The sequence below is a fragment of the Cupriavidus sp. YAF13 genome, from assembly GCF_052113425.1.
Taxonomy (GTDB): domain Bacteria; phylum Pseudomonadota; class Gammaproteobacteria; order Burkholderiales; family Burkholderiaceae; genus Cupriavidus.
Genome location: NZ_JBFRDD010000023.1, coordinates 16,038 through 29,130, shown reverse-complemented (window position 1 = coordinate 29,130; position 13,093 = coordinate 16,038). Strand labels below are relative to the sequence as shown.

The 13,093-nt window shown below is 67.5% G+C and carries 14 protein-coding genes; 11 read left to right on the top strand and 3 right to left on the bottom strand.

The features are described 5' to 3' along the window. Window positions 1–70 precede the first annotated feature (70 nt). Window positions 71–616 carry a cob(I)yrinic acid a,c-diamide adenosyltransferase gene (locus AB4061_RS19195; protein WP_441636528.1) on the bottom strand — a complete coding sequence of 182 codons (546 nt, stop codon included), beginning with the start codon at window positions 614–616 and terminating at the stop codon, window positions 71–73. Window positions 617–855: 239 nt separating this feature from the next. Between AB4061_RS19195 and AB4061_RS19190 the strand changes: the two genes are divergently transcribed. The 11 genes from AB4061_RS19190 to AB4061_RS19140 all read left to right on the top strand — a co-directional run bounded on the left by AB4061_RS19190 (window position 856) and on the right by AB4061_RS19140 (window position 11,316). Beyond that, the gene (locus AB4061_RS19190; protein WP_441636526.1) at window positions 856–2,274 is read left to right on the top strand and encodes an FAD-binding oxidoreductase; all 1,419 of its coding nucleotides are present in this window, start codon (window positions 856–858) and stop codon (window positions 2,272–2,274) included. Between the two features lie 13 nt (window positions 2,275–2,287). Continuing rightward, entirely contained in the window at window positions 2,288–3,178 is an 891-nt protein-coding gene (locus AB4061_RS19185; RefSeq protein WP_150985975.1) for a LysR substrate-binding domain-containing protein, read from the top strand. Window positions 3,179–3,221: 43 nt separating this feature from the next. Next, window positions 3,222–3,749: a GNAT family N-acetyltransferase gene (locus AB4061_RS19180; protein WP_441636524.1), complete on the top strand. Its 528-nt coding sequence runs from the start codon at window positions 3,222–3,224 to the stop codon at window positions 3,747–3,749. A gap of 253 nt (window positions 3,750–4,002) precedes the next feature. Then, a complete protein-coding gene (locus AB4061_RS19175) occupies window positions 4,003–5,496 on the top strand; it encodes an FAD-linked oxidase C-terminal domain-containing protein (RefSeq protein WP_441636522.1) in 1,494 nt (497 codons plus the stop codon). Window positions 5,497–5,498: 2 nt separating this feature from the next. Then, on the top strand, window positions 5,499–6,458 hold the full coding sequence (locus AB4061_RS19170; protein WP_441636520.1) for an ion transporter: 960 nt from the start codon (window positions 5,499–5,501) through the stop codon (window positions 6,456–6,458). A 39-nt stretch (window positions 6,459–6,497) separates the two neighbouring features. Continuing rightward, window positions 6,498–7,619 carry a glycolate oxidase subunit GlcE gene (gene glcE / locus AB4061_RS19165; RefSeq protein WP_441636518.1) on the top strand — a complete coding sequence of 374 codons (1,122 nt, stop codon included), beginning with the start codon at window positions 6,498–6,500 and terminating at the stop codon, window positions 7,617–7,619. Window positions 7,620–7,684: 65 nt separating this feature from the next. Next, on the top strand, window positions 7,685–8,959 hold the full coding sequence (glcF, locus tag AB4061_RS19160) for a glycolate oxidase subunit GlcF (protein WP_441636516.1): 1,275 nt from the start codon (window positions 7,685–7,687) through the stop codon (window positions 8,957–8,959). A gap of 68 nt (window positions 8,960–9,027) precedes the next feature. Next, entirely contained in the window at window positions 9,028–9,414 is a 387-nt protein-coding gene (locus tag AB4061_RS19155; RefSeq protein ID WP_441636514.1) for a CidA/LrgA family protein, read from the top strand. Beyond that, entirely contained in the window at window positions 9,411–10,133 is a 723-nt protein-coding gene (locus AB4061_RS19150) for an LrgB family protein (protein ID WP_174422941.1), read from the top strand. Before AB4061_RS19155 ends, AB4061_RS19150 begins: the two co-directional genes overlap by 4 nt. Before the next feature lie 73 nt (window positions 10,134–10,206). Further along, window positions 10,207–10,572 carry a VOC family protein gene (locus AB4061_RS19145; RefSeq protein ID WP_441636512.1) on the top strand — a complete coding sequence of 122 codons (366 nt, stop codon included), beginning with the start codon at window positions 10,207–10,209 and terminating at the stop codon, window positions 10,570–10,572. A 54-nt stretch (window positions 10,573–10,626) separates the two neighbouring features. Then, on the top strand, window positions 10,627–11,316 hold the full coding sequence (locus AB4061_RS19140) for a helix-turn-helix transcriptional regulator (protein WP_441636510.1): 690 nt from the start codon (window positions 10,627–10,629) through the stop codon (window positions 11,314–11,316). A gap of 37 nt (window positions 11,317–11,353) precedes the next feature. Here the strand turns inward: AB4061_RS19140 and AB4061_RS19135 are convergent, their stop codons facing one another. Together AB4061_RS19135 and AB4061_RS19130 are read right to left on the bottom strand one after the other, a co-directional pair. After that, complete coding sequence (locus AB4061_RS19135; RefSeq protein ID WP_309409221.1) at window positions 11,354–11,845, bottom strand: glutathione peroxidase; 492 nt, start codon at window positions 11,843–11,845, stop codon at window positions 11,354–11,356. A gap of 84 nt (window positions 11,846–11,929) precedes the next feature. Beyond that, the gene (locus AB4061_RS19130; protein WP_441636507.1) at window positions 11,930–13,069 is read right to left on the bottom strand and encodes a PilT/PilU family type 4a pilus ATPase; all 1,140 of its coding nucleotides are present in this window, start codon (window positions 13,067–13,069) and stop codon (window positions 11,930–11,932) included. Window positions 13,070–13,093 lie beyond the last annotated feature (24 nt).

Here is a 13,093-nt window from a genome sequence, read left to right as displayed (position 1 = left end):
AAGGGTGTTAGGAGACGTTGCGCGCCAAGTGTGGTTTTTGTGCTTCTTAAGTCATTTAAAACAGGGGCGGCTAACGGCCTCGCTGCCACAGGACATCGCTGCCCCCGCCGGCCCGGTTGAGCACGCGCGACAGCACGAACAGCAGGTCGGACAAGCGGTTCAGGTACTGGCGGGGCGCCTCGTTCAGGGCTTCCTGCGCGCCCAGCGCCACCAGCGCGCGCTCGGCGCGCCGGCACACCGTGCGGCACACATGCGCCACCGCCGCGGCCCGGCTGCCGCCCGGCAGGATGAACTCGGCCAGGCGCGGCAGGTTGGCATTGTAGTGATCCAGCCATTCGTCCAGCTGCAGCACCTGCTCGGGCTTGACCAGCACGTAGCCGGGGATGGAGAGTTCGCCGCCAAGGTCGAACAGGTCGTGCTGGATATGCAGCAAGGCCGAACGGACATCGTCGGGCAGCGTCTCGGTGAGCAGCACGCCAAGGTTCGAGTTGAGCTCGTCCACATCGCCGATGGCGGCAATGCGCAGGCTGTCCTTGCTGGTGCGGCTGCCGTCGCCAAGCCCGGTGGTGCCGGCATCTCCGGTGCGGGTGGCGATCTTGGAGAGGCGATGGCCCATGCGGGTCTCCTGCGTTGGCGAATCCAGCATTATGGCGCGCATCCGGCCCTTCGCGTTAGCGCCCTGCCCGGCGCCGGGTGGCGGTTGCGGCGCCCGCCCAACGAGCCGCCCCGGGTGCGGCGTAGAATAACGGGATTCGCTTGATACGCTACCGGGTGCGATTACCGGCGCCGTTCAGCGCGGCCTTGCCATGGCCAGCGCTGCGCGTCCCCGGCCCCCACAGACCCGCCGGAGACGCCATGAACCAACCCCTTGCCCACGCCGCGCTGGTGCGCCAACCCCTGCCCGCCGCCGTGCGTGACGCCTTGCAGGCCCGCTTCGGCGAACGCTTCTCCACCTCCCCCGGCGTCTGCGACCACCACGGCCGCGACGAGTCACCCTTCCCGCCGGCAGCGCCGGACGGCGTGGTCTTCGCCCACACCACCGAGGAAGTGGCCGAAGTGGCCCGCCTGTGCAACGAGCACCGTGTGCCGCTGATCGCCTACGGCGCCGGTTCCTCGCTCGAAGGCCACCTGCTGGCGGTGGCCGGCGGCATCAGCCTGGACCTGTCGCAGATGAACAAGGTGCTGTCGGTACAACCCGAAGACCTGAACGTGACGGTGCAACCGGGTGTGACCCGCAAGCAGCTGAACCAGGAAATCAAGGACTCCGGCCTGTTCTTCCCGATCGACCCGGGCGCCGATGCCTCGCTGGGCGGCATGTGCGCCACGCGCGCCTCCGGGACCAACGCAGTGCGCTACGGCACCATGCGCGAGAACGTGCTGGCGCTGACGGTGGTCACCGCCGACGGCCGCATCATCAAGACCGGCACCCACGCCCGCAAGTCCTCCGCCGGCTACGACCTGACCCGCCTGATGATCGGCAGCGAAGGCACGTTGGGCATCATCACCGAGGTGACGGTGCGGCTGTACCCGCAGCCCGAAGCCATCTCGGCGGCCATCTGCAGCTTCCCCAGCATGGGCAGCGCGGTGCAAGCAACCATCGAGACCATCCAGCTGGGCGTGCCCGTCGCGCGCGTGGAGTTCGTCGACGCGCTGGCCATCCGCGCCATCAACCGGCACGACAACCTGTCCATGCCGGAGGCGCCACACCTGTTCTTCGAGTTCCATGGCACGGAGGCCGGCGTCAAGGAGCAGGCCGAGACCGTGCAGCAGATTGCCGCCGACAATGGTGGCCAGGGCTTCGAGTGGGCCACGCGGCCGGAAGACCGCAGCCGCCTGTGGAACGCGCGCCATACCGCCTACTTCGCCATGCTGCAGCTCAAGCCGGGCTGCAAGGCGGTCACCACCGACGTGTGCGTGCCGATCTCCCGCCTGGCCGATTGCGTGACCGAGACCGAGCGTGACCTCAACGCGTCCAGCCTGCCCTGCCCCATCGTGGGCCATGTGGGCGACGGCAATTTCCACGTCGCGATCCTCACCGACCCTGAAAAGCCCGAGGAACTCGCCGAGGCCGAAACCATCAACCAGCGCATCGTGGAGCGCGCGCTGGCCATGGGCGGCACCTGCACCGGCGAGCACGGCGTGGGGCTGCACAAGATGGATTTCCTGGTCAGCGAGCACGGCGAAGACGCGCTCGACCTGATGCGCGCCATCAAGAACGCGCTCGATCCCAACCACATCCTCAACCCGGGCAAGATCTTCCGCCCGGTACGCTAAGGGCTCGCGCGGCATGGCATCCGTGTTCAACCGCGTCCCGCCGCTGCACCTGCTGATCGCGTTCGAAGCCGCCGCCCGGCTGGGCAGCTTCGCGCGCGCGGCCGAGGAGCTGTCGGTCACACCCAGCGCGGTGTCCCACCGCATCAAGAACCTGGAAGAGCTGTGGGGCGAGGACCTGTTCGTGCGCGCCAATGCCGCGCTGCGGCTGACGGCCGCTGGCACGCGCTACCTGCGCAACGTGCAGGATGCCCTCAAGGCGCTCAACGAACTGGCCCGGCCCGAGTACAACAAGCTGCGCACCCGCCTGCGCGTGGCGATCCCGCCCACCTTCGGCCGCCAGCACCTGGTGCCGCGCCTGCCCGAGTTCACGGCGCTGTACCCGCACATCGACACCGAGCTGCACCTGGCCATCCCCTTCCTGGACGTGAAGGCGGAAGACACCGATGTGGAGATCCGCTACGGCACCGGGCGCTACCCCGACCTGAAGACCACCAAGCTGCTGGTCGAGCCCGTGTTTCCGGCCTGCGGGCGCGAGTACTACGAGCGCATCGACGGCCGCGCCATCACCAAACCCGAGCACCTGCACAACCTGGTGCTGCTGCGCAGCCCGCTGGAGCCCTGGAAGCCCTGGTTCGAGACCGCGGGCCTGGACTGGCCCGAGCCCCAGACCGGCCCGCAGTTCAACGACATCGGCCTGATGCTCGAAGCCATCGCCTCCAACCAGGGCGTGGCGCTGGTTCGCCAGCGCATGGCCCGGCACTGGCTGTCGCTGGGCCAGATGGTGCGGCTGCTGGACATCGAATCGGTGTCGCCGCACGGCTACTACATCGTCGAGCGCGAACAGGCGCCGCTCAAGCCGGAGGCACGGTATTTCGTCGACTGGCTGCTCAGCCTGGACTGGTAAGACTGGCTAGCTGTCCGGCCAACCCCTTTCGGAGACACTCCCCATGCAGATCCGTCTGCTCACCCCCGCCGATGCTGGAGCCTTCCAGGCGCTGCGCCTCGAAGGCTTGCTGGAAGCGCCCGCCGCCTTCGGTTCCAGCTTCGAGGAAGAGCGCGACCTGCCGCTGGCCACCATCGCCGGCCGCCTTGAGGCAACGCCCGAAAAGGCCGTGATCGGCGCCTTGGAAGCCACCGAGGGCGGCACCACGCTGGCCGGCGTGGTCGGAGTGATGCGCGAGGACAAGGCCAAGCAGCGCCATAAGGCGTTTATCTGGGGCATGTATGTGGCACCGGGCTATCGCGGCCGGCGCCTCGGGCGGCAACTGATGGAACAAGCGTTGGCGGTGGCCACCGCCATGCCAGGGCTGCGCCAGGTCACGCTCTGCGTCAACGTCATCAATGCGCCAGCGATTGCGCTCTATGAGGCCATGGGCTTCGTGCGCTACGGCGTGGAGCCGCAGGCGCTCTATGTGGCACCGGACTACCACGACAAGCTGGAAATGGTGCACATGCTGGCGCCGCGCGGACAATAAAGCGCCCTGTTGGCGCCTTGCGCCACGCCGGTGCTAAGCTGGATTGGTACCGGCCAGCGCACGACGATCGTCCCTGCCACCGCCCGCATGGCACGTTCCGGGCCCATGCCGTCATGAGCGATTTTGATCGGCCCACCATGCGGAATTCACGTTGCCACGAGGCTGCGCAGCCACCTGGCTGCGCTATAGTCCTTGCTCCCCACCCGCGTCCGCCCTGCCATGGCGGGCGCCGGCGGCCATAACAGGAGTTGCCATGAACGCCCCGCACGAAGTCTCACCGGTCGCCGACGACGCACGCCGCAGCGCGTTGCTCGCCGGCCTGGCGAAAATCCTGCCCGATGCGGCGTTGTTGTGGAAACCCGAAGACACCGTGCCCTACGAGTGCGACGGCCTGGCGGCCTACCGCCAGGTGCCGATGGCCGTGGCGCTGCCCGATAACGAGGACCAGGTCTGCGCCATCCTGCGCCTGTGCCACTCGCTGCAGGTGCCCGTGGTGCCGCGCGGCGCCGGCACCAGCCTGTCCGGCGGGGCCATGCCGATCGCCACCGGCCTGGTACTGTCGCTGGCCAAGTTCAAGCGCATTGTCAGTGTGGATGTGCGCTCGCGCACCGCGGTGGTCCAGCCCGGCGTGCGCAATCTCGCCATCTCCGAGGCGGCCGCGCAGTACAACCTCTATTACGCCCCCGATCCTTCCTCGCAGATCGCCTGCACCATCGGCGGCAACGTCAGCGAGAATTCGGGCGGCGTGCATTGCCTGAAGTACGGCCTGACCGTGCACAACGTGCTGCGCGTGCGCGCCGTCACCATGGAGGGCGAAGTGGTGGAGTTCGGCTCGGAAGCGCCCGACGCGCCGGGGCTGGACCTGCTGGCAGCCGTGATCGGCTCCGAAGGGATGCTGGCGGTAGTCACCGAGGTGACGGTCAAGCTGATCCCCAAGCCGCAGCTGGCGCAAGTGATCATGGCCAGCTTCGATGACGTGGCCAAGGGTGGCAACGCGGTGGCCGATGTGATCGGCGCCGGCATCATCCCGGCCGGGCTGGAGATGATGGACAAGCCCGCCACCGCCGCGGTCGAGGAATTCGTGCGCGCCGGCTATGACCTGGACGCCGCCGCCATCCTGCTGTGCGAGTCCGACGGCACGCCGGAAGAAGTGGCCGAGGAGGTGGAGCGCATGAGTGAAGTGCTGCGCGCTTCCGGCGCCAGCCGCATCCAGGTGTCGCAAAGCGAGGCCGAACGGCTGCGCTTCTGGAGCGGGCGCAAGAACGCCTTCCCCGCCGCCGGGCGCATCTCGCCGGACTACTACTGCATGGACGGCACCATCCCGCGCAAGCATATCGGCACGCTGCTCAAGCGCATCGAGGAGATGGAGCGCAAGTACGGGCTGCGCTGCATGAACGTGTTCCATGCGGGCGACGGCAATATGCACCCGCTGATCCTGTTCGATGGCGCGGACCAGGACGAATGGCACCGCGCCGAGCTGTTCGGCTCCGACATCCTGGAGAGCTGCGTGGAGCTGGGCGGCACGGTGACCGGCGAGCACGGCGTGGGCGTGGAGAAGCTCAATTCCATGTGCGTGCAGTTCTCCGCGGAGGAGCGCGAGCTGTTTTTTGGCGTCAAGGCGGCCTTCGACCCGGCGCGCCTGCTCAACCCGGACAAGGCCATCCCCACGCTGGCGCGCTGCGCCGAGTACGGCCGCATGCATGTGAAGCGCGGCCTGCTGCCACACCCTGACCTGCCCCGATTCTGAACATGGCCGCTCAAAACGCCACGCAACGCACCCGCAGCAGCGCGCAAACCCGCCAGCGCCTCGGCAAGCCCGAATCCGGCTGGCGCGAGCGCTGGTACACCATCATCTTCGAGGCCGGCACGCGTAACGGGCAGCTGTTCGACATCACCCTGCTGCTGGCCATCGTGGCCAGCGTGCTGATTGTGATGTTCGACAGCCTGCCGGCGGTAAGCCTGCGGCTGGGCCGCGTGTTCACGGTGCTGGAGTGGCTGTTCACGCTGTTGTTCACCGCCGAATACCTGATGCGCATCGTGGTGGTGCGCCGCCCCTTGCGCTATGTGTTCAGCTTCTTCGGCGTGGTCGATTTCCTGTCGATCATCCCTACGTGGCTCGCCTTCTTCGTGCCCGAGCTGGCGTTCCTGATCGACGTGCGCCTGCTGCGGCTGCTGCGCGTGTTCCGGATCCTCAAGCTGACGGTGTATTTCGAGGAAGCGCAGATCCTGTACCGCGCGCTGGCCAACAGCCGGCGCAAGATCTTCGTCTTCCTTGGCACGGTGTTCATCATCACCGTGATCCTCGGCACCGTGATGTACGTGGTGGAAGGCCCGCAGCACGGCTTTACCAGCATCCCCGTGAGCATGTACTGGGCGGTGGTGACGCTGACCACCACCGGCTTCGGCGACATGGTGCCCAAGACGCCGCTGGGCCAGTTCATCACCTCGCTGACCATCCTGCTGGGCTACGGCATCATCGCCTTCCCCACCGGCATCGTGGGCGCCGAGCTGGCCGCCAGCATCATGAAGCGGCCGCTGACCACGCGCACCTGCAACCATTGCCTGACGGAAGGCCACGACTCCGATGCCGGCTACTGCAAGCATTGCGGCAACGAGCTGCCGCCTTACCAGGACGAGAGCGAACGCGAGCCGGCAGGTTCCCGCGCAAGCGCCGGGGCGCCACCTCGCCGTCCCACTCCTTCCGCCTGACTGAGTTCAAGCCGACACCCGCCAGCCACCATGCCAGCCATGCCAGTCGATCAGCAAGCCACCCTCACCGCCTTTCGCGATGCCATCCGGCATGCCACCGACACGCGCGCGCCGCTGCGCCTGCGCGGCGGCGGCAGCAAGGATTTCTACGGCCAGCACACGCATGGGGCACTGCTCGACACGCGCGCCTACAGCGGCATCGTCGACTACGACCCGCCCGAGCTGGTGATCACCGCGCGCTGTGGCACGCCGCTGGTCGAGATCGAGGCGGCGCTGGCCGAGCGTCGCCAGATGCTGGCGTTCGAGCCGCCGCACTTCAGCACCGGCGCCACTGCCAGTGACGTGGCCACGATCGGCGGCGCGGTGGCCGCCGGCCTATCCGGCCCGCGCCGGCAAGCGGTGGGCGCGTTGCGTGACTTTGTGCTGGGCACGCGCGTGATGGATGGCCGTGGCGACGTCCTGAGCTTCGGCGGCCAGGTCATGAAGAACGTGGCCGGCTATGACGTCTCGCGGCTGATGTCCGGATCGCTCGGCACGCTTGGGCTGATCCTGGAAGTCTCGCTCAAGGTGCTGCCGATGCCCTTCGACGATGCCACGCTGCGCTTTGCGCTGGACGAGGCCGCGGCGCTCGATCGCCTCAACGACTGGGGCGGCCAGCCCCTGCCGATTGCGGCCTCGGCCTGGCACGACGGCGTGCTGCACCTGCGCCTGTCGGGCGCGGCGGCCGCGCTGCGCGCCGCGCGCGAGCGGCTTGGCGGCGAAGCCGTGGACGCCGCGCAAGCCGATGCCTTGTGGCGCGCGCTGCGCGAGCAGAACCACGCCTTCTTTGCCCCGGTGCAAGCTGGCCGGGCACTGTGGCGCATTGCCGTGCCAACCACCGCCGCGCCGCTGGCGCTGCCCGGCGGGCAGCTGATCGAATGGGGCGGCGGCCAGCGCTGGTGGCTGGGCGGCAGCGACAGCGACAGCGCGGCCGACAGTGCCATCGTGCGCGCCGCGGCCAAGGCGGCCGGCGGCCATGCCACGCTGTTTCGCAACGGCGACAAGGCCGTGGGCGTGTTCACGCCGCTGTCCGCGCCGGTGGCTGCCATCCATCAGCGGCTCAAGGCGACGTTCGACCCCGCCGGCATCTTCAACCCGCAGCGCATGTACGCCGGCTTCTGAGCCACGGGCCGCACCGCGCCACACCGCATCGATCCCCAGCCAAGGCACCGGAGAGTCCCCGAACCATGCAAACCACACTGGCCGAATTCCTGCGCGACACGCCCGACGGCGAAGAGGCCAAGTCCATCGTCGGCAAATGCGTGCATTGCGGCTTCTGTACCGCGACCTGCCCCACCTACCAGTTGCTCGGCGACGAGCTGGACGGCCCGCGTGGCCGCATCTACCTGATGAAGCAGGTGCTGGAGGGCCAGCCCGTCACGGAAAGCACACGCCTGCACCTGGACCGCTGCCTGACCTGCCGCAACTGCGAATCCACCTGCCCTTCGGGCGTGAAGTATGGCCGTCTGGTCGACATCGGCCGCAAGGTGGTGGACGACCGCCTTGCGGCCGAAGGCATCCAGCGCCCGGCGCGCGAGCGTTTCGCGCGGTGGGCGCTGCGCGAGAGCATGACGCGCCCGGCGCTGTTCGGCACGGCCATGCGCGTGGGCCAGCGCGTGCGTCCGCTGTTGCCGCAGGCGCTGCGCAACAAGGTGCCGCAGGCGGTCGACGCCGGCGCATGGCCGCGCACCACGCATGCGCGCAAGATGTTGTTGCTCGACGGGTGCGTGCAGCCCTCGATGTCGCCCAACATCAATGCCGCCACGGCACGCGTGTTCGACCGCCTTGGCGTGCAGCTGGTGGTGGCGCGCGAGGCCGGCTGTTGCGGCGCCGTGCGCTATCACACCGGCGACCACGACGGCGGCCTCGACAATATGCGGCGCAATATCGATGCCTGGTGGCCGGCGGTGCAAGCCGGCGCGGAGGCCATCGTGATGACGGCGTCGGGCTGCGGCGTGATGGTCAAGGAATACGGCCACCTGCTGCGCAACGATGCCCGCTATGCGGATCGCGCGCGCCAGATCTCGGCGCTGACCAAGGATCTGTCGGAGCTGCTGCCGAACTTCGCCGACGCCCTGCAAGACGCGGCCTCCGAGGCACGAAGCAGCAAAGGCAGCGACGGCACCAGCGGCACCAGCGGCCGGCGCGTGGCCTATCATCCGCCCTGCACGCTGCAGCACGGCCAGCAGATCCGCGGCAAGGTGGAAGCCCTGCTGACGGGCCTGGGCGTGGACGTCAAGCTCTGTGCCGACAGCCACCTGTGCTGTGGCTCCGCAGGCACGTACTCGGTGCTGCAGCCCGATTTGTCCTATCGGCTGCGCGACGAGAAGCTCGCCAACCTGCAGGCCTCGAAGCCCGAGGCCATCGTCTCGGCGAATATCGGCTGCATCACGCACCTGCAAAGCGGCACCGGCACGCCGGTGATGCACTGGATCGAGCTGGTGGACCGCATGCTGGGGTAGGCTGGACGTGTAGTGCCGGGTTACCATGCAGTGGCATTCACCCTTGCCTCTTTTCGCCCCGCACCCGCATGCTCCAGACCTTCGCCATCCTGCTGGTTTTCCAATCCGTCGGGGAAGCGCTCAGTTATTCCCTGAGCCTGCCCGTGCCCGGGCCGGTGATCGGCATGATCCTGCTGTTCGGCTGGCTCACGTTCGACGACCGGCTGCTGCCGGTGATCCAGGGGACCACGTCCGAGCTGCTCAAGCACTTGTCGCTGTTGTTCGTGCCGGCGGGCGTCGGCATCATGGTGCATGCGCACCGCATCGGCGGCGAGTGGCTGCCGATCGTGGTGGCGCTGGTGGTGTCCACCTGGCTGGCGATCGCCACCACCGCGCTGGTGGCGGGCGCGCTGATGGGCAAGCCCCGCCCACCCGAGGATGCCGGCGCGCAAGCCGGTTCGGGAGAACAAGCATGACGCCGCGCCTGAACGAGATCTGGGTCTATCTGGCGGCCAGCCCGCTGCTCGGCCTGACCGCCACCTTGCTGGCCTATGTCTTCGCGTTCCGCGTCTATGAGCGCGCGCGCTTCTCGCCGCTAGCCAATCCCGTGATGATTGCGGTCGCGATCCTGGTCACGCTGCTGACGGTGACCGGCACGCCGTACAAGACCTATTTCGATGGCGCGCAGTTCGTCCACTTCCTGCTCGGGCCCGCTACCGTCGCGCTGGCGGTGCCGCTCTACATGCAGCTGCCCAAGTTGCGCAAGCACGTGTTCCCGCTGCTGGGCGGGCTGCTGGCGGGATCGCTGGTGGCGGTGGTATCGGCCGTGGGCATCGCCTGGCTGCTGGGCGCTTCGCCCGAGACCATGCGCTCGCTAGCGCCCAAGTCGGTCACCATCCCGATCGCCATGGGCGTGGCCGAGAAGATCGGCGGCCTGCCCTCGCTGACCGCCGTGCTGGTGATGGCCACCGGCATCATCGGCGCAGTCAGCGCCACCAAGCTGCTGAACCTGCTGCGCATTGCCGACTACACCGTGCGCGGCTTCGCCACCGGCGTGGCAGCGCACGGCATCGGCACCGCGCGCGCCTTCCAGGTCAACCAGGAGGCCGGCGCCTTCGCCGCGCTCGGCATGGGCCTGAACGGCGTGCTGACCGCAGTGATGGTGCCGATGCTGGCGGCATGGATGCCGCGCTGATCCCTGCTGACAGGACGTTGTCAGGAGCCCCCGCGCATGATCCGTCTCTCCATCACCCCTGAGAGAAACCATCATGAGCGGACTGATCAACTGGCTTGAAATTCCTGTCGCGGACATGACCCGTGCCATCCGGTTCTACGAGCAGGCCTTCGAAACCACCCTCAAGCGCGAAACCATGGCGCAGATCGACATGGCCGTCTTTGCCAACCATGAGCCTGGCGGCGCACTGGTAGCCGGGGAGGGCTTCCGCCCTTCGGCCGACGGCTGCCTGCCTTACCTGCACACGCAGCAGCTCACGGCGCTGCTGGCGCGTGTCGCCGCCGCCGGCGGCAAGACCGTGTTCGGCCCGCTGCAGTTGCCTGGCGATATCGGCCATATCGCGCATATCATCGACAGCGAAGGCAATCGCATCGGCCTGCACCAGCCGCTGGTAGGATAGTCGGCTACCGCGATCGTGTTACCAATACCCGCATAGAACCAAGATGAAGCTTCGATGAGCCGCCGCGCCGACCGCCTTTTCCAGATCGTCCAGGTACTGCGCGGGCGCCGCCTCACCACGGCGGCGCTGCTGGCGCAGCGGCTCGGGGTGTCCGAGCGCACGGTGTACCGGGATATCCAGGCGCTGTCGCTGTCGGGCGTGCCGGTCGAGGGCGAAGCGGGCATCGGCTACCGGTTGCGGGCCGACTATGACGTCCCTCCGCTGATGTTCACCGCGATCGAAGTCGAAGCGCTGGTAGCCGGGCTGCGGCTGCTCAAGGCCTGGGGCGGCGGTGCGCTGGCCGCCGCTGCCGATCCCGCGCTGGAGAAACTGGTGGCGGCGCTGCCGCCCGCGCGGCGTCATGCGGCGCAGCAAAGCCGCGTGTTCGCCCCCGAATTCGTCAACCTGCCGCAGGTGCGCGATGCCTTTGACGTAGTGCACAGCGCCATGAGCGCGCAACGCCTGCTGCGCCTGGACTACACCGACGCGCAACAGCGCGCCACCGACCGCATCGTGCAGCCGCTGGGCCTGTTCTTCTGGGGCAACAGCTGGCTGCTGGCCGCCTGGTGCACCACGCGTACCGACTATCGCAGCTTCCGCCTGGACCGCTGCCGCGGCATCGTCATGCTGGAAGAGCGCTTCCACGAAACACCCGACCGCTCGCTCAACGGCTTCCTGCGTGCAGTGCAGCACACCAGCGGCTAGCCGGGTGATCGGGTGATCGGCTGATTCGGGACGCGTCCTACGCCGGCTCGGCCAGCAGCGTCTCGATGTCGCGCTTGATATCCTCGGGCTTGGTGGTGGGCGCGTAGCGCTTGAACACCGTCCCGTTGCGGCGCAGCAGGAACTTGGTGAAGTTCCACTTGATCGCTTCCAGGCCAAGCACGCCCGGCTTCTCCGAGGTCAGCCAGCGATACAGCGGATGCGCGTTATCGCCCTTGACGTCGATCTTGCCGAACATCGGGAAGGTGACGTGGAAACGCGACTCGCAAAACTGGCCGATCTGCGCGGCGTCGCCCGGCTCCTGCTTGCCGAACTGGTTGCAGGGAAAACCCAGCACTTCAAGGCCGCTGGCCGCGTACTGGTCCTGCAGCGCCTGCAGGCCGGCATATTGCGGCGTAAAGCCGCACTCGCTGGCCGTGTTCACGATCAGCAGCACCTTGCCGCTGAATTGCGACAGCGGCACCGGCAGGCCGGCCAGGGAGCTGGCTTCGAACTGGTAGACATTGCTCATGACGGAATCCTCGGGTGACACGGCGGTGGACGGCGATGTGCGCCCACCACCGGACAGTGTACTTGGCGACGCTGCCGCAGGTGCTCAGATCACATTCAGGTGTTCGGTGCCAGCGCCCAGGTCGGTCTCGCGGTCCATGGTACCGTGCAGCTTGATCATCAAGCGCAGGTCGTTGAGCGAGTCGGCATTGCGCAGCGCGTCTTCGTAGGTGATCTTGCCGGCCTCGTAGAGATCGAAGAGCGCCTGGTCAAACGACACCATGCCCTGCTCGCGCGATTTCTTGATGACTTCCTTGAGCGCATGGATCTCGCCCTTGAAGATCAGGTCGGCCACCAGCGGCGTGCCGAGCATGATCTCCACTGCCGGCACCCGGCCCTTCTGCCCCTTGCGCGGCAACAGGCGCTGCGACACCATCGCCTTCAGGTTGAGCGACAGGTCGATCAGCAGCTGCTGGCGCTTTTCCTCGGGGAAGAAGTTGACCACGCGGTCGATGGCCTGATTGGCATTGTTGGCGTGCAGCGTGGCCAGGCACAGGTGTCCCGTCTCCGCGTACTGCATCGCGTATTCCATGGTTTCCCGATCGCGGATTTCGCCGATCAGGATCACGTCGGGCGCCTGGCGCAGCGTGTTCTTCAATGCCACGTGCCAGGAGTCGGTATCGATGCCGACTTCGCGCTGCGTGACGATGCAGTTCTGGTGCGCGTGCACGTATTCGATCGGGTCCTCGATGGTGATGATGTGCCCGTACGAATGCGCATTGCGATGATCGAGCATGGCCGCGAGCGAGGTCGACTTGCCCGAGCCGGTGGCGCCGGTGACGATCACCAATCCGCGCTTTGACATCACGATGTCATGCAGCGCTAGCGGCAGGTCGAGGTCTTCCACCGAAGGAATGCGCGTATTGATGGTACGCACCACCATGCCCGCCTTGCCCTGCTGGATGAACGCGGAGACGCGGAAGCGCCCGGCGTTGGGCACGGAGATGGCGAAGTTGCACTCGCGGCTGCCGTCGAACTCGCCCGCCTGCCGCTCGTTCATGATGGAGCGCACCAGGCCGAGCGCCTGGGTGGGGTTGAGCGGCTGCTGCGAGACTGGCGTGATCTTGCCGTCGACCTTGATGGCCGGCGGAAAATCCGCGGTGATGAACAGGTCCGAGCCGCGGTTGCCCACCATCAGCTCGAGCAGGTCGTTGATGTACTTGGCGGCGGATTCGCGATCGAGCATGGCGGTGTCCTGGTTCGGATGCGG

What these genes read in the sequence shown, in the direction of transcription:
- AB4061_RS19150 (WP_174422941.1), top strand. Translation starts at nt 9,411, where the DNA reads ATGACGCCGCGCCTGAACGAGATCTGGGTCTATCTGGCGGCCAGCCCG.
- AB4061_RS19155 (WP_441636514.1), top strand. Translation starts at nt 9,028, where the DNA reads ATGCTCCAGACCTTCGCCATCCTGCTGGTTTTCCAATCCGTCGGGGAA.
- AB4061_RS19130 (WP_441636507.1), bottom strand. Translation starts at nt 13,069, where the DNA reads ATGCTCGATCGCGAATCCGCCGCCAAGTACATCAACGACCTGCTCGAG.
- AB4061_RS19190 (WP_441636526.1), top strand. Translation starts at nt 856, where the DNA reads ATGAACCAACCCCTTGCCCACGCCGCGCTGGTGCGCCAACCCCTGCCC.
- AB4061_RS19180 (WP_441636524.1), top strand. Translation starts at nt 3,222, where the DNA reads ATGCAGATCCGTCTGCTCACCCCCGCCGATGCTGGAGCCTTCCAGGCG.
- glcF (WP_441636516.1), top strand. Translation starts at nt 7,685, where the DNA reads ATGCAAACCACACTGGCCGAATTCCTGCGCGACACGCCCGACGGCGAA.
- AB4061_RS19145 (WP_441636512.1), top strand. Translation starts at nt 10,207, where the DNA reads ATGAGCGGACTGATCAACTGGCTTGAAATTCCTGTCGCGGACATGACC.
- AB4061_RS19135 (WP_309409221.1), bottom strand. Translation starts at nt 11,845, where the DNA reads ATGAGCAATGTCTACCAGTTCGAAGCCAGCTCCCTGGCCGGCCTGCCG.
- AB4061_RS19195 (WP_441636528.1), bottom strand. Translation starts at nt 616, where the DNA reads ATGGGCCATCGCCTCTCCAAGATCGCCACCCGCACCGGAGATGCCGGC.
- AB4061_RS19170 (WP_441636520.1), top strand. Translation starts at nt 5,499, where the DNA reads ATGGCCGCTCAAAACGCCACGCAACGCACCCGCAGCAGCGCGCAAACC.
- AB4061_RS19140 (WP_441636510.1), top strand. Translation starts at nt 10,627, where the DNA reads ATGAGCCGCCGCGCCGACCGCCTTTTCCAGATCGTCCAGGTACTGCGC.
- AB4061_RS19175 (WP_441636522.1), top strand. Translation starts at nt 4,003, where the DNA reads ATGAACGCCCCGCACGAAGTCTCACCGGTCGCCGACGACGCACGCCGC.
- AB4061_RS19185 (WP_150985975.1), top strand. Translation starts at nt 2,288, where the DNA reads ATGGCATCCGTGTTCAACCGCGTCCCGCCGCTGCACCTGCTGATCGCG.
- glcE (WP_441636518.1), top strand. Translation starts at nt 6,498, where the DNA reads ATGCCAGTCGATCAGCAAGCCACCCTCACCGCCTTTCGCGATGCCATC.